We start from the raw sequence: 18,550 nt of genomic DNA on the forward strand, positions 1-18,550 counted from the left end.
GATCCACGCATGACCGATGAATGGAAGGCACCCGTCAAGGCGAGCGCCGAAAGCGGTGACGACAAGAGCTGGAAGCTGTTGGAAAAGACCTTGCTGGCGAGTGTCCAGGAGCAGCGCCGCTCCCGTCGTTGGGGTATTTTTTTCAAGTTGTTGACGTTTATTTATCTCTTTGCCGCGCTGGCCTTGTTCACGCCGCTGATGAATATGGAGAAAAGCGCCGTCAGCGGCTCGGCCTACACCGCGTTGATCGACATCGAAGGCATGATCGCCGACAAGGAGCCTGCCAGTGCGGACAATATTGTCGGCAGCCTGAGGGCGGCTTTCGAGGATTCGAAGGTCAAGGGTGTGGTGCTGCGGATCAACAGCCCGGGCGGCAGTCCCGTGCAGTCGGGGTACGTCTACGACGAGATCGTCCGCTTGCGAGCGTTGCACCCGGATATCAAGGTCTATGCGGTGATTGCCGACCTCGGTGCTTCCGGCGCCTATTACATCGCCAGTGCCGCGGACCAGATTTATGCCGACAAGGCCAGCCTGGTAGGCTCCATTGGCGTGACGGCGGCCGGCTATGGTTTTGTCGGCACCATGGAAAAGCTGGGCGTGGAGCGTCGGGTGTACACCTCTGGCGAGCACAAGTCCTTCCTCGATCCGTTCCAGCCACAAAAACCTGAAGAGACCGCTTTCTGGCAGGGTGTGCTCGACACCACTCACAAGCAGTTCATCGCCAGCGTCAAGAAGGGGCGGGGCGAGCGCCTGAAGGACAAGGAGCACCCCGAGCTGTTTTCCGGGTTGGTCTGGTCTGGAGAGCAGGCTTTGCCGTTGGGCCTGATCGACGGGTTGGGCAGTGCCAGCTCAGTGGCGCGGGATGTGATCGGCCAGAAAGATCTCGTGGACTTCACCATCGAAGAATCGCCGTTCGACCGCTTCTCGAAGAAGCTGGGGGCAAGCATTGCCGAGCATTTGGCGATGTGGATGGGGTTCCAGGGCCCGGCGTTGCGCTGATTGCCTTGGAGTTTCAATGCAGGGGAGGCTGACAGCCTCTCTTGTGGCGAGGGGATTTATCCCCGCTGGGGCGCGAAGCGGCCCTATCAATGGAGCCGCGCACCGAGGCGACAGATTAAGGGGCGCTTAGCGCCCAACGGGGATAAATCCCCTCGCCACAAGTTTTGTATTTACAAGTTTTGTATTTGGCAGTGGTTACCCTCAATGCCGGCGCTTCAGGGAATTTGCACGCCCTCGGCCAGCAACATGTCCACAAGACGAATCAGCGGCAGCCCGACCAGGCTGGTGGCGTCCGATCCTTCGGTGCTCTGGAACAGGCTTACGCCCAGTCCCTCGGCCTTGAAGCTGCCGGCGCAATCATAGGGTTGCTCGGCGCGCAGATAGCGTTCGACGCGCCCTGGATCCAGGGGGCGCATATTGACCGTAAACGCAACGCAATCGACCTGGCAGGCGCCTGTCTGGCTGTTGAGCAGTGCCAGGCCGGTCAGGAACGTGACCTGGGCGCCGCTGGCGGCCAGCAGTTGTTCGCGGGCGTTCTCGAAGGTGTGAGGCTTGCCCAGGATGCGCTCGCCGAGCACGGCGACCTGGTCTGAGCCGATGATCAGGTGTCCTGGATAACTTTGAGCCAATGCCAGGGCTTTTTCCCGGGCCAGGCGCTTGACCAGTTCGAGGGCGGGTTCGCCGGGCCGATGGCTTTCGTCGATATCGGGTGAGTGGCAGACGAACGGCAGTCCCAGGCGGGCGAGCAATTCCCGGCGATAGACCGAGCTTGAGGCAAGTAATAAAGGCAGCATGGGCATCTCCAGGAGTCGGCGACGAATTCTAGCGAGGCACGCAAGTGACGGACAGGGCTGAATTTCCTTTGACATGGCCGGGGGCATCCCTATAATGCTGCGCCTATGTTGAATGACCCGATTCCACCTCACGTTGACCCGCGCAAATTGGCTGACCGTGGCACCACCCTTCAAGGTGAACTGCTGCTGGCCGATTTGAAGAGACTCTGCGACCCGCTTTCCGACGATGTCGGTACGGTCCAGGCCAAATTCGTTTTTGAACGAGATGAACGTAAATCTGTGGTTATCCACAGCTTTATCGACACTGAAGTCAAAATGGTTTGCCAGCGTTGTCTTGAGCTGGTCACCCTGCCGATCCACAGCGAATGCAGTTACGCCGTGGTGAAGGAGGGTGCGAATACCCAGTCGTTGCCGAAAGGTTATGACGTGCTGGAACTGGGCGAAGATCCATTGGATCTGCAGTCACTGATCGAGGAGGAGCTTCTGCTCGCCTTGCCCATTGTGCCTGCTCATCATCCGGAAGAATGCCAGCAGCCGGCGGGAGCAGATGAGCCCGAACCGAGCGAGGACGAGGTAACGCGGTCCAACCCGTTCAGTGTATTGGCGCAGTTAAAGCGTGACCCAAACGTTTAGGAGTTAATCAATTATGGCTGTTCAGCAGAACAAAAAATCCCGCTCTGCCCGTGACATGCGCCGTTCGCACGACGCTCTCGAGGCTAGCACCCTGTCCGTAGAAAAGACCACCGGTGAAGTTCACCTGCGTCACCACGTATCGCCAGAAGGCGTATACCGTGGCCGTAAAGTGATCGACAAGGGCGCCGACGAGTAATCACTTGTCCGCTCAAGTCATCGCGATTGACGCAATGGGCGGGGACTTCGGTCCCCGCAGCATTGTTCAGGCCAGCCTTGCTTGTCTGAATGCTACACCCTCGCTGCACTTGACCCTCGTCGGTCAATCCCCCCTCCTGGAAGACATGCTCAGCGGCCAATCGGCTGTGGATCGCGCGCGCCTGACGATTGTCCCAGCGTCCGAAATCATCACCATGGACGAAAAGCCGGCCCAGGCCCTGCGCGGCAAGCCTGACGCCTCGATGCGCGTGGCCCTTGAGCTGCTGCGTGATGGCAAGGTCCAGGCCTGTGTCAGCGCGGGCAATACCGGTGCGCTGATGGCGCTGTCGCGCTATGTGCTCAAGACCTTGCCGGGTATCGACCGGCCCGCGATGGTGGCGGCGATCCCGACCCAGCGTGGATTCTGTCAGTTGCTCGACCTGGGGGCGAACGTCGATTGCAGTGCCGAGCATCTGCTGCAGTTTGCTGTGATGGGCTCGGTCGCGGCCGAAACCCTGGGCATCGTGCGTCCTCGCGTGGCGTTGCTGAACATCGGCACCGAAGACATCAAGGGCAACCAGCAGGTCAAGCTGGCGGCCACGTTGTTGCAGGCTGCGCGGGGCATCAACTACATCGGTTTCGTCGAAGGCGATGGTTTGTACCGTGGCGAGGCCGATGTGGTGGTCTGTGACGGTTTCGTGGGCAATATCCTGCTCAAGTCCAGCGAGGGGCTGGCGACCATGATCGGCCAGCGCATCGAGACCTTGTTCAGGCAGAGCCTCGCTTCGCGGGTGGTCGGTGCCCTGGCGCTGCCGTTGATGCGTCGCTTGCAGGCGGACCTGGCGCCGGCGCGGCACAATGGTGCGAGTTTCCTCGGGCTGCAAGGTATCGTGATCAAGAGTCACGGGTCGGCGGGCGTGCAGGGTTTCCAAAGTGCGATCAACCGAGCGGTGATCGAGATCCAGGAGAACCTGCCGGAGCGCTTGCACGGTCGCCTTGAGGATTTGTTAACTTAGGCGTTTTCGTCCGACAATGCTTAAATGTGACCGGTCGGTTCAACCCGCCATCCAACTTGCAGTTTGCTAGCGCCCCCAGGGGCGTCAATTTTTGACGACAAGATCATTAGGGGCTTTGTTTTCATGTCTGCTTCCCTCGCATTCGTCTTTCCAGGGCAGGGCTCGCAGTCCCTCGGCATGCTGGCCGAGCTGGGCGCGCAATACCCGCTGGTCCTCGAAACATTCAAAGAAGCGTCCGATGCGCTCGGCTATGACTTGTGGGCACTGACCCAGCAAGGGCCGGAAGAGCAGCTCAATCAAACCGATAAAACCCAACCGGCCATCCTCACCGCCTCGATCGCCTTGTGGCGCCTGTGGCTGGCTGAAGGCGGCGCGCGCCCGGCATTCGTCGCCGGTCACAGCCTGGGCGAATACAGCGCCCTCGTGGCCGCTGGCAGCCTGAGCCTGGGCGCCGCGGTGAAACTGGTGGAGCGTCGTGGCCAGTTGATGCAAGAAGCTGTTCCGGCCGGGCAGGGCGGCATGGCCGCGATCCTCGGCCTGGAAGACGCCGATGTGCTGGCGGCCTGTGCCGAGGCGGCGCAAGGCGAAGTGGTCAGCGCGGTGAACTTCAACTCCCCGGGCCAGGTGGTCGTCGCCGGCGCCAAGGCGGCTGTCGAGCGTGCCATCGAGGGCTGCAAGGCCCGTGGTGCCAAGCGCGCCATGCCACTGCCGGTCAGCGTGCCGTCGCACTGTGAACTGATGCGTCCGGCCGCCGAGCGCTTTGCCGAGTCCATCGCTGCCATCGATTGGCAGGCCCCGCAGATTCCCGTGGTGCAGAATGTCAGCGCCGACGTGGCGCCTGATCTCGAGACCTTGAAGCGTGATCTGCTGGAACAACTCTACAAGCCGGTTCGCTGGGTCGAGTCGGTGCAGACCCTGGCAGCCAAGGGCGCGACCGAACTGGTCGAATGCGGTCCTGGCAAAGTGCTGGCAGGCCTGAACAAACGCTGCGCCGAAGGCGTGTCGACTTCCAACCTCAATACCCCAGATGCCTTCGCCGCCGCCCGTGCAGCGCAGGCCTGAACAGGAGAAACTTGCATGAGTCTGCAAGGTAAAGTTGCACTGGTGACCGGTGCAAGCCGTGGCATCGGCCAGGCCATCGCCCTGGAGCTGGGTCGTCAAGGCGCCATCGTCATCGGCACCGCGACTTCCGCTTCGGGCGCCGAGCGTATCGCCGCGACCCTGAAGGAAAACGACATCCAGGGCACTGGCCTGGAGCTGAACGTCACCCGCGACGAGTCCGTTGCGGCGGTGCTGGCAAGTATTCAGGAGCAGTTCGGCGCGCCGGCGATCCTGGTCAATAATGCCGGTATCACCCGCGATAACCTGATGATGCGCATGAAAGATGACGAATGGTTCGACGTCGTCGACACCAACCTGAACAGTCTGTACCGGCTGTCCAAGGGCGTTCTGCGTGGCATGACCAAGGCTCGCTGGGGGCGAATTATCAGTATTGGCTCGGTTGTGGGTGCCATGGGCAACGCAGGCCAAGTAAACTATGCTGCGGCGAAGGCCGGTCTGGAAGGTTTCAGCCGTGCGCTGGCGCGTGAAGTGGGTTCGCGCTCGATTACGGTGAACTCGGTAGCACCGGGTTTCATCGACACCGACATGACCCGTGAACTGCCGGAAGCACAGCGCGACGCCTTGTTGACACAGATTCCGCTGGGTCGTCTGGGGCAAGCTCAAGAAATCGCGTCCGTGGTCGCTTTTCTTGCGTCGGACGGTGCGGCATACGTGACCGGGGCTACAATCCCGGTGAACGGCGGGATGTACATGAGTTAAATGTGACGGATTGCTTCAAAAAAATGTCATACGAGCTGTCTAAAATCCGTTATAAAGCTGCAATCAATTTATAGACGGCGGGCCGCGGGGTTTGAGGAGTGAAGCTTTCGGTTGAAAAACCGAAAAGTTCTTCTATACACTTACCCACCGGCCAGCTGCCTGAATTTGTCCATTAGGAGTGAAAACAAGGTATGAGCACCATCGAAGAGCGCGTCAAGAAAATCGTTGCCGAGCAACTGGGCGTTAAAGAAGAAGAAGTTGTGAACACCGCTTCCTTCGTTGAAGACCTGGGTGCCGACTCCCTTGACACCGTTGAGCTGGTGATGGCTCTGGAAGAGGAATTCGAAACCGAGATTCCTGACGAAGAAGCTGAGAAGATCACTACTGTACAAGCTGCTATCGACTACGTTACCAGCCACCAGGCGTAATCGTTTTTAGTCGTCGCTAGCTGTCATGGAAAAACCGCACTGCCGTCACGGCGTGCGGTTTTTTCTTTAGGCCTGATGCAAAGTCGTCATTAGAAAAAGGAGAGTGCTGTGTCGCGTAGACGCGTCGTAGTCACCGGTATGGGTATGTTGTCGCCACTGGGTACGGATGTGCCGAGCAGTTGGCAGGGCATTCTGGCTGGCCGCAGTGGCATTGGTCTGATCGAACACACCGACCTTTCTGCCTATTCCACCCGTTTTGGCGGCTCGGTAAAGGGCTTCAATGTCGAGGAGTACCTGTCGGTCAAGGAGGCCCGCAAGCTCGACCTGTTCATTCAATACGGCCTGGCCGCCGGTTTCCAGGCAGTGCGTAACGCTGGCCTGGAAGTCACCGACGCCAACCGTGAACGCATCGGCGTGGCCATGGGTTCGGGTATTGGCGGTTTGACCAATATCGAAGAAACCAGCCGCACGCTGCACGATTCGGGGCCGCGACGGATTTCTCCGTTCTTCGTGCCGGGCTCGATCATCAACATGATTTCCGGTTTCCTGTCCATCCACCTGGGTGCCCAGGGGCCCAACTACGCCATCGCCACGGCGTGCACCACCGGTACCCACTGTATCGGCATGGCCGCGCGCAACATCATGTACGACGAAGCGGACGTGATGATCGCCGGTGGCGCTGAAATGGCCGCTTGCGGTCTTGGCATGGGCGGTTTCGGCGCGTCCCGTGCGCTGTCGACCCGCAACGACGAGCCCGCCCGCGCGAGCCGGCCATGGGACAAGGGCCGCGATGGCTTCGTACTGTCCGACGGGGCCGGTGCGCTGGTGCTCGAGGAGCTGGAACACGCCAAGGCGCGCGGCGCGACTATCTACGCCGAACTGATCGGCTTCGGCACCAGTGGCGACGCGTATCACATGACCTCGCCACCGGCCGATGGCGCCGGTGCGGCCCGTTGCATCGCCAATGCCTTGCGTGACGCGAAAATCAACGGCGAGCAGGTGCAATACATCAACGCCCACGGTACTTCCACACCGGCCGGCGACCTGGCCGAAGCCCAGGCGATCAAGACCGTGTTCGGCGAGCACGCCTACAAGCTGGCGGTCAGCTCGACCAAGTCCATGACCGGTCACCTGCTGGGTGCGGCTGGGGCGGTGGAAGCGATCTTCAGCGTACTGGCAATCAACAGCCAGACGGCGCCGCCGACCATCAACCTCGATGAGCCGGACGACGGCTGCGACCTGGACTTCGTGCCGCACACTGCCCGCGGCATGGACATCGATGTGGTGCTGTCCAATTCCTTCGGCTTTGGCGGGACCAACGGTTCGCTGGTGTTCCGCCGGTTCGCCGGTTGATGATGGAAAGCTGGGTCGACGGTCAGCCAGCCGACGTCCTGTCGCTGAAAGATCGCGGCCTGGCTTACGGGGATGGGTTGTTCGAGACCATCGCCGTGCGCGGTGGCAACCTGCTGTTGCTGGAGCGTCACCTGCAGCGCCTGGAAGCAGGTTGCCAGCGGTTGGCGTTCAACGTCGACATGAGCGCGTTGAGCGCAGAGCTGGACGCCTACGCCCGCGACCTGGGCGACGGTGTGCTGAAGTTGATCGTGACCCGTGGCGACAGCCTGCGCGGTTATGCCGCCGATCCCTCGGCTCCGGCCAGGCGCATCCTGCAAGGCAGTCCGCCGGCTGCCTATCCCGCCGTCCATGGCGACCAAGGCATTTTGCTGTTTCCCTGCACCGTGCGTTTGTCCGAGCAGCCCTTGCTCGCCGGACTCAAGCACCTCAATCGCCTGGAACAAGTGCTGGCTCGTGCCGAATGGCGCGATACGCAGTACGCTGAAGGCTTGATGCTGGACGCGTCCGGACGAGTGATCGAAGGTGTGTTCAGCAACCTGTTCCTGGTGCGCGATGGCGTCTTGTTCACGGCGGACCTGAGCCGTTGCGGTGTGGCCGGCGTGATGCGCGCCGAATTATTGTTTCAAGCCAAGTCCCTAGGCATCGTCACGCAAATCACCGACATCAGCCTCGAACAACTGCACCAGGCCGATGAAGTCTTCGTCTGTAATAGCGTTTATGGCGTGTGGCCGGTACGCGGATGCGGTTCGGCGCGCTGGTCGGTTGGCCCGCTCACCCGTAAACTGCAGACCCTTGCCCGTGCGCTATTGGATGTTTGATTCGTGAGACGTAAATTCTTGCTGCTGCTGGAGACCGGACTGGTCCTGGCGGGGCTGTTGTTGGGTGCTTCGGCCTGGAAGATTCATTCGGCGCTGCAACAGCCGCTGAATATCACCCAGGAAGAATTGCTGGACGTGCCCAACGGGACCACCCCGACCGGAACCCTCAAGCGCCTCGAAGCCGATGGCTTGATCAAGGACGCTTTCTGGCTGCGGATCTATTGGCGCTTCAATCTTGCCGACCAGCCATTGCACTCCGGCGAATACCGTATGGTGCCGGGCATGACCATGGAAGGTCTGATCGCCGTCTGGAAGCGCGGCGAAGTGGTGCAGTACAGCGTGACGCTGGTGGAGGGCTGGAATTTCCGCCAGGTGCGCGCCGCACTGGCCAAGGATGAAAAGCTCCAGCAGACCCTCACCGACCTGAGCGACAGCCAGGTCATGGACCGTCTCGGTCATTCGGGCGTATTTCCCGAGGGTCGGTTCTTCCCGGACACCTATCGCTTCGTGCGCGGTACCTCGGATGTCGACCTGCTGAAGAAAGCCTACGACCGCCTGGAAGACGTGCTCGCCAAAGAGTGGGCACAGCGTTCCGCCGATGTGCCTTACACCTTGCCGTACCAGGCGCTGATCATGGCGTCCCTGGTGGAGAAGGAAACCGGCGTGCCCCAGGAGCGCGGGCAGATTGCCGGCGTCTTCGTACGGCGCATGCGCCTGGGCATGCTGCTGCAGACCGATCCCACGGTGATCTACGGCCTGGGCGAGCGTTACACGGGCAAACTCACCCGCGCCCATTTGAAAGAAGAAAACCCCTATAACACCTACCTGATCCCGGGCTTGCCGCCGACGCCGATCGCGATGGTGGGACGTGAAGCGATTCACGCCGCGTTGAACCCGGCACCGGGCAACAGCCTTTACTTTGTCGCCCGTGGCGATGGCAGCCACGTGTTTTCCGATGACCTGGAGTCGCACAACAACGCGGTGCGCGAGTTCCAGCTCAAGCGCCGTGCCGACTACCGCTCCAGCCCGGCCCCGGCAACGCCGGACGAGCAGGCGCCGATCCCGGCGGCATCGCCCGACACGGCCCCCGAAGCGGTGCCCCAGGTGCCGCCCCAGGTACCGGCCCCCGAACCGGACGCCAGCGAGCCGCCGAGCCCGCAATGACTTTGATTAAGGATCGCCCCGTGACTGGCTTGTTTATAACGCTGGAAGGCCCGGAAGGCGCCGGCAAGAGCACCAACCGCGAATACCTGGCCGGACGCCTGCGGGCCGCCGGCATCGAGGTGGTATTGACCCGTGAGCCGGGCGGTACGCCGCTGGCCGAGCGTATTCGCGAGGTACTGCTGGCTCCCCTTGAAGAGGTCATGAACCCTGACACTGAGCTGCTGCTGGTGTTCGCTGCCCGGGCGCAGCATCTGGCCGAGGTGATTCGCCCGGCGCTGGCCCGTGGCGCCGTGGTGCTCTGCGATCGTTTTACCGATTCGACCTACGCCTACCAGGGCGGCGGCCGGGGCTTGTCCGTGGAGCGCATCGCCGCGCTGGAAACCTTCGTCCAGGGTGACCTGCGACCGGACCTTACCCTGGTGTTCGACTTGCCAGTGGAAATTGGCCTGGCCCGCGCCAGCGCCCGTGGCCGGCTGGATCGTTTCGAGCTTGAGGGCCAGGATTTCTTCAATGCCGTGCGCAACGCCTTCCTGGGGCGCGCCAAGGCCGATCCGGCGCGTTACCTGCTGATCGATGCCGCGCAGCCGCTGACCCAGGTCCAGCAATCCCTGGACGGCTTGCTGCCACGTTTGCTGGAGCGTGTCCGTGGCTGAAGCCTATCCCTGGCAAGACGGTCTCTGGCAGCAACTGGCCGGTCGTGCCCAGCATGCCCACGCCTATCTGCTGCACGGCCCGGTCGGTATCGGTAAGCGGGCACTGGCCGAACGCCTGATGGCCAGCCTGCTGTGCCTGCGTCCGGGGGCTTCGAACGCCTGTGGTGAATGCAAGTCCTGCCTGCTGCTCAAGGCCGGCAGCCATCCCGACAATTACGTGCTGGAACCGGAAGAGGCGGACAAGGCGATCAAGGTCGACCAGGTCCGGGACCTGGTCAGCTTCGTGGTTCAGACCTCGCAGATGGGCGGGCGCAAAGTGGTGCTGATCGAGCCGGTCGAGTCGATGAACATCAACGCTGCCAACGCCTTGCTCAAGAGCCTCGAAGAACCCTCCGGCGATACCGTGCTGCTGTTGGTCAGTCACCAGCCGAGTCGCTTGTTGCCAACCATCAAGAGTCGCTGCGTGCAACAGGCCTGTCCGCTGCCGAGCGAAGCGATGAGCTTGCAATGGCTGGCCCAAGCCTTGCCCGACAACACCGATGAAGAACGTATCGAGCTGCTGACCCTCGCGGCCGGTTCGCCCCTGGCGGCTGTCAGCCTTCAGGCCCAAGGCGTGCGTGAACAGCGGGCCTTGGTGGTGGACGGAGTGAAGAAACTGCTCAAGCAGCAACAATCCCCCACGCAGCTGGCCGAGGGTTGGAACGCCATCCCGCTACTCCTGCTGTTTGACTGGTTCTGCGACTGGTCGAGCCTGATCCTGCGTTACCAGTTGACCGAAGACGAGGCGGGCCTGGGGCTGGCGGACATGCGCAAGGTGATCCAGTACCTGGCGCAGAAAAGCAGCCAGGATAAAATCTTGAACATCCAGGACTGGATTCTTGCCCAACGGCAGAAGGTGCTGAGCAAGGCGAACCTCAATCGGGTGCTGTTGCTCGAGGCGCTGTTGGTGCAGTGGGCGAGTTTGCCTGGTCGAAACTGACAGACACGAGCTAGCGACTAAACTCAGCTCAACCGCAGCGGAGATCAGCATGAACGAACCTGTCAGTCCCGGTCCACGCAACGGCATCCTGTCCCTGACCATCAAGGACAAGTCGGTGCTTTACGCCGCCTACATGCCCTTCATCAAGAACGGCGGCCTGTTCATTCCGACCAACAAGAATTATCGCTTGGGCGATGAAGTGTTCATGCTCTTGAGTCTGATGGACGAGGCGGAGAAAATCCCGGTCGCCGGCAAGGTGATCTGGCTGACCCCCAAGGGCGCCCAGGGCAATCGGGCCGCCGGCGTGGGCGTGCAGTTCAACGACGGCGACAATTCGGCCCGCAATCAGATCGAAACCCACTTGGCCGGCTCCCTGAAGTCCGACCGTCCCACCCATACGATGTAGCCTGGCCTTTTATGCTTGTAGACTCCCATTGTCACCTTGACCGTCTCGACCTCGTTGCCCACGGCGGTTCCCTGGATGCTGCGCTGGACGCATCCCGTGAGCGGGGTGTGGGGCACTTCCTGTGCATCGGCGTCAGTGCCGACAACGCCGCCGACGTCAAGGCCTTGGCCGAACGTTATGCCGATGTCGATTGTTCAGTCGGTGTCCACCCACTGGATGTCCAGCCCGACGCCGCGCCGGCGCTCGATTGGCTGTTGCATGAGCTCGATCATCCACGGGTGGTCGCCATTGGCGAAACCGGCCTGGACTATCACTACGAGCCAGAAGCCGCCGACGTGCAGCAGGCCTCGTTCCGGCTGCACCTGGAAGCTGCCCGGCAGACCGGCAAGCCGGTGATCATCCACACCCGTGGCGCCCGGGCCGACACCCTGGCCCTGCTGCGTGACGCCGCGCTGCCCCAGGCCGGTGTGCTGCACTGCTTCACCGAAGACTGGGACATGGCCAAGGCCGCCCTGGACATGGGCTATTACATTTCCTTGTCCGGGATTGTCACGTTCCGCAATGCCGATGCCTTGCGCGACGTCGCGAGCAAAGTGCCGGCCGATCGGCTGTTGGTGGAAACCGACTCGCCTTACCTGGCGCCGATTCCGTATCGCGGCAAACCGAACCTTCCGCAATACGTACGGGAAGTGGCAGAATTTCTGGCGATGTTGCGCGGGGAATCCTACGAGCGGTTTGCCGAGCAGACGACGGAAAACTTTAAGCAATTGTTTCCGCTGGCTCACGTCCGTTCGGTGGATACCTGAATCCCATGCAAAAAAAACCCGGGTTCTGGGGGGTGAATCCGGGTTAAGACCATTAGGAGTAAAACAAAGGCACGCGGTCCGTTGGTACCTTTATCAGCGCGTCACTTGGGGGAGATGTCGCGCCGACAGTTCAAGTATTGATCAGTATGCCAACGCGTCCAGTCGGGCCGGGGCGGTTTTTAAACAAATTTGGAATACGCTCGCTTCGGATAAGTTCTCACTGTCGGCAAAGCTCGCCAGGGCGGCGCATTGACCCGGGAAACGGCGAGCCGGGTGTGTATGGTTTTGTGAAGAACAGTGGCCGGGAACGGATGATCCGTGCATTTTTGCGTAAGTTAGGCATAATACCCGGCTTCGAATTTTGACCCTTCAGACCTTTTTCTTATGCACAAAGAACCCCGTAAGGTCCGTGAGTTTCGCCGCCGCGAGCAGGAAATTCTCGACACCGCGCTCAAGTTGTTCCTCGACCAGGGTGAAGACAGTGTCACCGTCGAGATGATTGCGGATGCCGTGGGTATCGGCAAAGGCACGATTTATAAACATTTCAAATCCAAGGCGGAGATCTACCTGCGCCTGATGCTCGACTACGAGCGCGATTTGAACGAGCTGTTGCACTCGGCCGATGTGGACAAGGACAAGGAGGCCCTGTCCCGGGCCTACTTCGAGTTCCGCATGCGCGACCCGCAGCGCTACCGCTTGTTCGACCGTCTGGAAGAGAAGGTGGTCAAGGGCAACCAGGTGCCGGAGATGGTCGAGGAATTGCACAAGATCCGCGCCTCGAACTTCGAACGCCTGACCCTGCTGATCAAGGGCCGGATCAGCGAGGGCAAGCTCGAGGACGTGCCGCCTTATTTCCACTATTGCGCTGCCTGGGCGTTGGTGCATGGCGCGGTGGCGCTGTACCACTCGCCGTTCTGGAGCAACGTGCTGGAAGACCAGGAAGGTTTCTTCCAGTTCCTGATGGACATCGGCGTGCGCATGGGCAACAAGCGCAAGCGCGACACCGACGTCCCGAGCAACTGACTGGCCGCACGGCAACGAGACATTCAGCTGCCTTATTGCGCCATGTCCGCTTACATGGCGCAGTGCCCCAGTAATATACTCAGGCTTGGGTCTTGCGAAATCTTGATTTCCAGGTCAATTATCGCGAGTCCGATTTTTCTTGTGCCGGAGTGATCCATGATCGTTGACCGTCAAGGCAGGCGTTTCCGTAATTTGCGGATCAGCCTGACCTCAGCCTGCAATTACGCCTGTACCTATTGCGTGCCTGATGGCAAGCGGTTGGTGGCTGCGCAGGATGAATTGTCGGCCGACGCCATGGCGCGCGGCGTGGCCTATTTGATCGAGGCCGCCGGTATCGAGCGGCTGCGCATCACGGGTGGCGAGCCGCTGGTCAGCCCCAAGCTCGAGCGTTTCATGACGGCTGTGGGGCAGATGGGGCTGGAAGACATCAGCCTGACCACCAATGGCCAGTTGCTGGCGAAAAAACTGCCCCTGCTGGTGGACGCCGGTATTCGTCGCATCAACGTTTCCCTCGATACCCTGGACCCCGTTGCGTTTCGCAGCATCGCCCGTGGCGGCGACTTGGCGACCGTGCTTGACGGCATGGAACAGGCTCGGGCCGCCGGGTTGAAGATCAAGGTCAACATGGTGCCGTTGCGCGGACAGAACCTGGACCAGGTGATGCCGTTGCTCGAATACTGCCTGGAACGTGGTTATGAGTTGCGTTTCATCGAGTTGATGCGCATGGGCCACCTGGCCAGCGACTCCAACGCCTTCCTGCAGCAGTTCGTCAGCCTCCAGCAACTGCTCAGCCTGATCGGCGACCAGTACGAATACCTGCAAGCCGACGCGCCGGTGGATGCCACGGCGGTGCGCTATGAAATCCCGGGGCTGGGGTATTTCGGCGTGATCGCCAATGAAAGCGTGCCTTTCTGCCGGACCTGCTCGCGCCTGCGGCTGTCCTCTACGGGGTGGTTGCATGGCTGTCTTTCCTCCAGTAACCGTCACTTTGTCGGCGATCTCCTGGACAAGCCGCGTCACCAGGCGTTGCCCGCTCTTCAGCGCTTGCTGGTCAAAGCCTTGGGAGACAAGCAGGAAGTGGCGTTCTCCGGTGGTGCGACCATCATGAAGATCATCGGCGGCTGATCCATTGCTATCGCGGGCAAGCCTTGCTCCCACAAGTACGATGCTTACCCTGTGGGAGCAAGGCTTGCCCGCGATAGCAATTTTCCATTTCCCTGGGTACATCTGACTCCCCATCTCGATGAGCTGGCGCAAAAGCTGCATCCCACGACCATTCGCCGGTTTTCCGACACCGGTTTCTGGAGGGTAGGATGCGTAGCCTGGTTTTGCTGCTGGCCGTTTTGGTGCTTGGCGGTTGCATGAATGTCAGCGACATGGGAGAGGGCGTTCGTTATCACATGAGCGACGCCGGCCTGCTGGACCATAGCGACAGCCGTCGTATAAACAACCTGCGTATTCAGCCTGACTCGTTCATCTACATCGCCCAGGGCGCCTTCGCTCCGCCGGGCAGTGCCTATCCGCGTCCCAACGTGGTGGCCGAAGAAGCCTTCAATGGCTTCATCGAATATTTCCCCATGGTCCGTCGCGCCCGTGTTCCCGAAGGCCTCGACCAGGCCATGGGCGAAGCCCGTGCCGCGGGTGCTCATTACCTGTTGTACACCCGCTTCGCCAAGGCCGATAACCGCATCGGCAACTCCGACGAATGGCTGGATGAAGAAGCCGTGGATCGCCTCGGTGTCGATACCAGCGTGATTCAAATCATGTTGATCGAGACCAGTACCCAGTATTTGATTGATACTGCACGGATCAAGAGTCGTGGCGGTTTACTGACGTTGCACGACAAACAGCCCCAGGACCTCATCGCCACGCCGTTGCGTGAATATGCCCGCAGCCTGCTGGGGATGAGCGACGAGTAATCACAAGGAGTCACCATGAGCGGACCGCAAAAAGCCAATGACTTGCTGGGGCAGATCCCAAAGACCAAAGGCCTGCCGCCGGTCCACCAGTGGAACCCGGATTTCTGCGGTGACATCGACATGCGTATCGCCCGGGACGGTACCTGGTACTACTTGGGCACGCCCATCGGGCGAAAACCGATGGTCAAGCTGTTCTCCACCATCATCCGCCGCGACGGCGATGATTACTTCCTGATTACCCCTGTGGAAAAAGTCGGCATCAAGGTCGACGACGCGCCGTTCGTGGCCGTGACCCTTGAGGTTGAAGGGCAGGGGGAAGGGCAGTTGTTGCGCTTCACCACCAATGTCGAGGAAACCACTGAGGCTGGCGCCGAGCATCCGTTGCGGGTGATGATCGATCCCCAGACCCAGGAACCGGCGCCCTACGTACATGTGCGCAGCAATCTCGAAGCGCTGGTCCATCGCAATGTGTTCTACCAATTGGTGGAGCTGGCGGTCAGTCGCGAGATCGACGGGCAGCGCTGGCTGGGCGTGTGGAGTGGTGGCGTGTTCTTCCCGATAGGCCTGGAACCCTGAGCTCTTGTGGGAGCGATGGCTGATCCAACGTCTGTGTTGGCTGGACGTCCGCTATCGCGAGCAAGCTCGCTCCCACAGTGAATTTGGGGCGCCTGCAATATCTGTGTACGCCACCAAACCCTGTGGGAGCGAGCTTGCTCGCGAAGGCGTCGGCACATCCAGTATCTTCTTGACTGACCCACCGCTTTCGCGAGCAAGCCCGCTCCCACAGTGGTCAAGTCAAATTAAAATTGACACCCAATCGTATGATGATTAGCGTGAGCCTCCAACAAGAGTGGCCCGCGGGGTTGTCATGTCCAGCAGTTTTCATGCATCGACCGTCGATTGGCTGGGGGGCTGGATAGCCGCCGGCCAGGTCAAGCCTGGGCAAACCATCAAGGTCGAAGCGGATTTGGGCGAGCAACTGGGTGTCAGTCGCACGGTGATTCGCGAGGCGATCAAGACTCTGGTGGCCAAGGGGATGCTGGAGGTCGGGCCGAAAGTCGGCACACGGGTGTTGCCGGTGCGCCGCTGGAACCTGTTCGACCCCCAGGTGGTGGGTTGGCTGTCACGCAGCGGCCTGCCGGAAAACTTCGTCGATGATTTGCTGGACCTGCGCCGTACCATCGAGCCGATGGCGGTGCGCTGGGCCTGCGAGCGGGCCACCGCCGATCAGGTGCAGGCGATCCGCCTGGCCTACCATGCGCTGGAACGGGCGGTGGACAGCGGCACCGATTACAACCGCGCGGACCAGTTTTTCCACGAGTGCATTCTGGCCGCCAGCCATAATCAATTCATCGAACAAATGGTCCCGGCCCTGGGGGCGCTGCTGGCGGTGTCATTCGAGGTGTCGGCGGCCGACCCGGATGAGCTGCGCCGCACCTTGCCCATCCACAAGGACATCGCCGACGCCATCGCCGCCCGTGACGCGGCGCGGGGCGTCTGGGCCTGCATGACCCTGATCGATAACGCTGACCTGGCGATCAAACGCTTTTACCCCAATGTCATGGCGGGTCGAACAGACGCCGCCGGGCAAGTCGGGAACGGGAGGTTTCAATGAAGTGGATGGCTGTGACGGAACACCGGGCGAAATTGGGCGAAGGGCCGTTCTGGGATGCGCCGACCCAAGCGTTGTATTGGGTCGATATCGCCGGCAAGCAGGCCCTGCGGCTGATCGGCGCCAATGTGGAGATCTGGCAGATGCCCGAGCATGTCTCCGCCTTTATACCGACCCAAAGTGGCGACGCGCTGGTGACCCTGAGCAGTGGCGTCTACCGCCTCGATCTTGATTCGCCGGGCCTGGAACCGCGCCTGAGATTGCTGTGCATGGCCGACCCTCAGCCAGGCAACCGCGCCAACGAGGCCCGTTGCGACCCCCTGGGTCAACTCTGGCTCGGCACGATGCAGAACAACCTCGGTGCAGAAGGCGAGGACTTGCCGATCGAGCATCGGTCTGGCGGCCTGTTTCGCGTCGCGAGTGATGGCCGGGTCTTGCCCTTGTTGCGCGGGCTGGGCATCCCGAACACCTTGCTCTGGAGCCCCGATGGCACCACGGTCTATTTCGGCGACAGCCTGGATGGCACGTTGTATCGGCACTTTATTTACCCGGAAGGCAACCTGGCGCCTGCCGAGGTCTGGTTCGGTCCGCACCCGCGTGGCGGTCCGGATGGCTCGGCGATGGATGCCCAAGGGCATATCTGGAACGCCCGCTGGGACGGCAGTTGCCTGTTGCGGCTGACCCCGGACGGGCAGGTTGATCGGGTGATCGAATTGCCCGTCAGCCGCCCGACCAGTTGTGTATTCGGCGGCGAAGACCTCAAGACGTTGTACATCACCAGCGCGGCGAGCCTATTGGGTCATCCGCTGGACGGTGCCGTGCTGTCGATGCGTGTCGACGTGCCTGGGGTGGCCTGTACAAGGTTTGCTGGCTGAATCCCAAAATATGGGATGTAAATATATATATTGAGATTGTTTGGCGGCCGGGTTTATAGTCGGCTCCATCGGCAATACGCACTCACACTAAAAAAACAAGACAGGTGAAGTGATGCAACGATCTTTCCCCGTACGCCCCGGCGGCGTACGCCGGCCACTGTTCTTTCAAGCGCCTTCGCGCCGGTCATCCGTGGATGCCCGGTTTTTGTCGTGCCTGGGGACAGGAGTCCTGAGCCATGGCTGAGCCCTTGGTCTTGCCACCCGTGCCGGAGCCACCCAAGGGCGAACGCCTGAAGGACAAGGTGGTGCTGTTGACCGGCGCCGCCCAGGGCATTGGCGAAGCCATCGTCGCGGCATTCGCTTCGCAACAGGCCCGGCTGGTGATCAGTGATATCCAGGCGCAGAAGGTCGAGGCGGTGGCCGCCCATTGGCGTGAACGCGGCGCCGATGTGCACGCACTGCAGGCCGATGTGTCGAAGCAGCAGGATTTGCAGGCCATGGCCCGTCGTGCCGTCGAGCTGCACGGGCGCATCGATGTGTTGGTCAACTGCGCGGGCGTCAATGTCTTCCGTGACCCGCTGGAAATGACCGAAGAGGACTGGCGCCGCTGCTTCGCCATCGACCTGGATGGCGCCTGGTACGGTTGCAAGGCGGTGTTGCCACAGATGATCGAGCAGGGCGTGGGCAGCATCATTAACATCGCCTCGACCCATTCGTCTCACATCATTCCCGGCTGTTTCCCTTACCCGGTGGCCAAGCATGGCCTGCTCGGCCTGACCCGCGCCCTGGGCATCGAGTACGCCCCCAAGGGCATACGGGTCAACGCCATCGCCCCGGGCTACATCGAAACCCAACTGAACATCGACTATTGGAATGGTTTTGCCGACCCCCATGCCGAACGCCAGCGTGCACGGGATCTGCACCCGCCACGCCGCATCGGGCAACCGATCGAAGTGGCAATGACGGCCGTGTTCCTGGCCAGTGACGAAGCACCGTTTATCAATGCCTCATGCATCACCATCGATGGAGGACGTTCGGTCATGTACCACGACTGAA

22 protein-coding genes are annotated in these 18,550 nt (G+C 61.1%); 21 read left to right on the top strand and 1 reads right to left on the bottom strand.

The features are described 5' to 3' along the window. The first annotated feature begins 9 nt into the window (after positions 1-9). Entirely contained in the window at positions 10-999 is a 990-nt protein-coding gene (locus BM321_RS19535; protein WP_092328274.1) for a S49 family peptidase, read from the top strand. A gap of 215 nt (positions 1,000-1,214) precedes the next feature. Here BM321_RS19535 and BM321_RS19540 read toward each other — a convergent pair whose 3' ends face one another. After that, entirely contained in the window at positions 1,215-1,793 is a 579-nt protein-coding gene (locus BM321_RS19540; RefSeq protein WP_092444113.1) for a Maf family protein, read from the bottom strand. Between the two features lie 105 nt (positions 1,794-1,898). On the opposite strand from BM321_RS19540, the gene BM321_RS19545 reads away from it, so the two are divergent. The 20 genes from BM321_RS19545 to BM321_RS19640 all read left to right on the top strand — a co-directional run bounded on the left by BM321_RS19545 (position 1,899) and on the right by BM321_RS19640 (position 18,549). Further along, positions 1,899-2,426, top strand: coding sequence for a YceD family protein (locus BM321_RS19545; RefSeq protein ID WP_003204262.1), 528 nt, complete (start codon positions 1,899-1,901; stop codon positions 2,424-2,426). A 13-nt stretch (positions 2,427-2,439) separates the two neighbouring features. Beyond that, positions 2,440-2,622, top strand: a complete 183-nt coding sequence (gene rpmF / locus BM321_RS19550) for a 50S ribosomal protein L32 (RefSeq protein WP_003179396.1) — start codon at positions 2,440-2,442, stop codon at positions 2,620-2,622. A 4-nt stretch (positions 2,623-2,626) separates the two neighbouring features. Further along, positions 2,627-3,637, top strand: a complete 1,011-nt coding sequence (gene plsX / locus BM321_RS19555; protein WP_072406324.1) for a phosphate acyltransferase PlsX — start codon at positions 2,627-2,629, stop codon at positions 3,635-3,637. Positions 3,638-3,760: 123 nt separating this feature from the next. Next, positions 3,761-4,699 carry an ACP S-malonyltransferase gene (gene fabD, locus BM321_RS19560; RefSeq protein ID WP_092444115.1) on the top strand — a complete coding sequence of 313 codons (939 nt, stop codon included), beginning with the start codon at positions 3,761-3,763 and terminating at the stop codon, positions 4,697-4,699. 15 nt (positions 4,700-4,714) lie between these two features. Beyond that, positions 4,715-5,458, top strand: coding sequence for a 3-oxoacyl-ACP reductase FabG (fabG, locus tag BM321_RS19565; RefSeq protein ID WP_092328268.1), 744 nt, complete (start codon positions 4,715-4,717; stop codon positions 5,456-5,458). Between the two features lie 191 nt (positions 5,459-5,649). Beyond that, a complete protein-coding gene (acpP, locus tag BM321_RS19570) occupies positions 5,650-5,886 on the top strand; it encodes an acyl carrier protein (RefSeq protein WP_003175607.1) in 237 nt (78 codons plus the stop codon). A 108-nt stretch (positions 5,887-5,994) separates the two neighbouring features. Further along, complete coding sequence (fabF, locus tag BM321_RS19575) at positions 5,995-7,239, top strand: beta-ketoacyl-ACP synthase II (protein ID WP_092255817.1); 1,245 nt, start codon at positions 5,995-5,997, stop codon at positions 7,237-7,239. A gap of 2 nt (positions 7,240-7,241) precedes the next feature. Beyond that, on the top strand, positions 7,242-8,057 hold the full coding sequence (gene pabC / locus BM321_RS19580; RefSeq protein ID WP_092444229.1) for an aminodeoxychorismate lyase: 816 nt from the start codon (positions 7,242-7,244) through the stop codon (positions 8,055-8,057). A gap of 3 nt (positions 8,058-8,060) precedes the next feature. Beyond that, positions 8,061-9,221 carry an endolytic transglycosylase MltG gene (mltG, locus tag BM321_RS19585; protein ID WP_092255820.1) on the top strand — a complete coding sequence of 387 codons (1,161 nt, stop codon included), beginning with the start codon at positions 8,061-8,063 and terminating at the stop codon, positions 9,219-9,221. 20 nt (positions 9,222-9,241) lie between these two features. After that, complete coding sequence (gene tmk / locus BM321_RS19590; protein WP_092328468.1) at positions 9,242-9,874, top strand: dTMP kinase; 633 nt, start codon at positions 9,242-9,244, stop codon at positions 9,872-9,874. Next, a complete protein-coding gene (locus BM321_RS19595; protein ID WP_092168519.1) occupies positions 9,867-10,853 on the top strand; it encodes a DNA polymerase III subunit delta' in 987 nt (328 codons plus the stop codon). Before tmk ends, BM321_RS19595 begins: the two co-directional genes overlap by 8 nt. A gap of 49 nt (positions 10,854-10,902) precedes the next feature. After that, complete coding sequence (locus BM321_RS19600; protein ID WP_092201924.1) at positions 10,903-11,259, top strand: PilZ domain-containing protein; 357 nt, start codon at positions 10,903-10,905, stop codon at positions 11,257-11,259. 11 nt (positions 11,260-11,270) lie between these two features. After that, positions 11,271-12,065, top strand: coding sequence for a TatD family hydrolase (locus tag BM321_RS19605; RefSeq protein ID WP_092444117.1), 795 nt, complete (start codon positions 11,271-11,273; stop codon positions 12,063-12,065). 384 nt (positions 12,066-12,449) lie between these two features. Beyond that, positions 12,450-13,088 carry a TetR/AcrR family transcriptional regulator gene (locus BM321_RS19610; RefSeq protein WP_060741238.1) on the top strand — a complete coding sequence of 213 codons (639 nt, stop codon included), beginning with the start codon at positions 12,450-12,452 and terminating at the stop codon, positions 13,086-13,088. Positions 13,089-13,244: 156 nt separating this feature from the next. Further along, on the top strand, positions 13,245-14,213 hold the full coding sequence (locus tag BM321_RS19615) for a GTP 3',8-cyclase MoaA (RefSeq protein WP_072406311.1): 969 nt from the start codon (positions 13,245-13,247) through the stop codon (positions 14,211-14,213). Between the two features lie 188 nt (positions 14,214-14,401). After that, the gene (locus BM321_RS19620) at positions 14,402-15,007 is read left to right on the top strand and encodes a DUF4823 domain-containing protein (protein WP_092201928.1); all 606 of its coding nucleotides are present in this window, start codon (positions 14,402-14,404) and stop codon (positions 15,005-15,007) included. A 15-nt stretch (positions 15,008-15,022) separates the two neighbouring features. Next, complete coding sequence (locus BM321_RS19625; RefSeq protein ID WP_092444119.1) at positions 15,023-15,583, top strand: DUF1285 domain-containing protein; 561 nt, start codon at positions 15,023-15,025, stop codon at positions 15,581-15,583. A 292-nt stretch (positions 15,584-15,875) separates the two neighbouring features. Beyond that, positions 15,876-16,622: a FadR/GntR family transcriptional regulator gene (locus tag BM321_RS19630; RefSeq protein WP_092328259.1), complete on the top strand. Its 747-nt coding sequence runs from the start codon at positions 15,876-15,878 to the stop codon at positions 16,620-16,622. Next, positions 16,619-17,494, top strand: coding sequence for an SMP-30/gluconolactonase/LRE family protein (locus tag BM321_RS19635; protein WP_092444121.1), 876 nt, complete (start codon positions 16,619-16,621; stop codon positions 17,492-17,494). The genes BM321_RS19630 and BM321_RS19635 overlap by 4 nt, the downstream gene beginning before the upstream one ends. Positions 17,495-17,730: 236 nt before the next feature. After that, a complete protein-coding gene (locus BM321_RS19640; protein WP_092444123.1) occupies positions 17,731-18,549 on the top strand; it encodes an SDR family oxidoreductase in 819 nt (272 codons plus the stop codon). The last annotated feature ends 1 nt before the right edge of the window (position 18,550 follow it).

Origin of the sequence: Pseudomonas sp. NFIX10 (genome assembly GCF_900111955.1) — a bacterium.
GTDB lineage: Bacteria > Pseudomonadota > Gammaproteobacteria > Pseudomonadales > Pseudomonadaceae > Aquipseudomonas > Aquipseudomonas fluorescens_AA.

Excerpts from the sequence above, each read along its gene's own strand:
- BM321_RS19535 (WP_092328274.1), top strand. The coding sequence starts at position 10 with ATGACCGATGAATGGAAGGCACCCGTCAAGGCGAGCGCCGAAAGCGGT.
- BM321_RS19540 (WP_092444113.1), bottom strand. The coding sequence starts at position 1,793 with ATGCTGCCTTTATTACTTGCCTCAAGCTCGGTCTATCGCCGGGAATTG.
- BM321_RS19545 (WP_003204262.1), top strand. The coding sequence starts at position 1,899 with ATGTTGAATGACCCGATTCCACCTCACGTTGACCCGCGCAAATTGGCT.
- rpmF (WP_003179396.1), top strand. The coding sequence starts at position 2,440 with ATGGCTGTTCAGCAGAACAAAAAATCCCGCTCTGCCCGTGACATGCGC.
- fabD (WP_092444115.1), top strand. The coding sequence starts at position 3,761 with ATGTCTGCTTCCCTCGCATTCGTCTTTCCAGGGCAGGGCTCGCAGTCC.
- fabG (WP_092328268.1), top strand. The coding sequence starts at position 4,715 with ATGAGTCTGCAAGGTAAAGTTGCACTGGTGACCGGTGCAAGCCGTGGC.
- acpP (WP_003175607.1), top strand. The coding sequence starts at position 5,650 with ATGAGCACCATCGAAGAGCGCGTCAAGAAAATCGTTGCCGAGCAACTG.
- pabC (WP_092444229.1), top strand. The coding sequence starts at position 7,242 with ATGGAAAGCTGGGTCGACGGTCAGCCAGCCGACGTCCTGTCGCTGAAA.
- BM321_RS19600 (WP_092201924.1), top strand. The coding sequence starts at position 10,903 with ATGAACGAACCTGTCAGTCCCGGTCCACGCAACGGCATCCTGTCCCTG.
- BM321_RS19605 (WP_092444117.1), top strand. The coding sequence starts at position 11,271 with ATGCTTGTAGACTCCCATTGTCACCTTGACCGTCTCGACCTCGTTGCC.
- BM321_RS19610 (WP_060741238.1), top strand. The coding sequence starts at position 12,450 with ATGCACAAAGAACCCCGTAAGGTCCGTGAGTTTCGCCGCCGCGAGCAG.
- BM321_RS19615 (WP_072406311.1), top strand. The coding sequence starts at position 13,245 with ATGATCGTTGACCGTCAAGGCAGGCGTTTCCGTAATTTGCGGATCAGC.
- BM321_RS19620 (WP_092201928.1), top strand. The coding sequence starts at position 14,402 with ATGCGTAGCCTGGTTTTGCTGCTGGCCGTTTTGGTGCTTGGCGGTTGC.
- BM321_RS19625 (WP_092444119.1), top strand. The coding sequence starts at position 15,023 with ATGAGCGGACCGCAAAAAGCCAATGACTTGCTGGGGCAGATCCCAAAG.
- BM321_RS19630 (WP_092328259.1), top strand. The coding sequence starts at position 15,876 with ATGTCCAGCAGTTTTCATGCATCGACCGTCGATTGGCTGGGGGGCTGG.
- BM321_RS19635 (WP_092444121.1), top strand. The coding sequence starts at position 16,619 with ATGAAGTGGATGGCTGTGACGGAACACCGGGCGAAATTGGGCGAAGGG.
- BM321_RS19640 (WP_092444123.1), top strand. The coding sequence starts at position 17,731 with ATGGCTGAGCCCTTGGTCTTGCCACCCGTGCCGGAGCCACCCAAGGGC.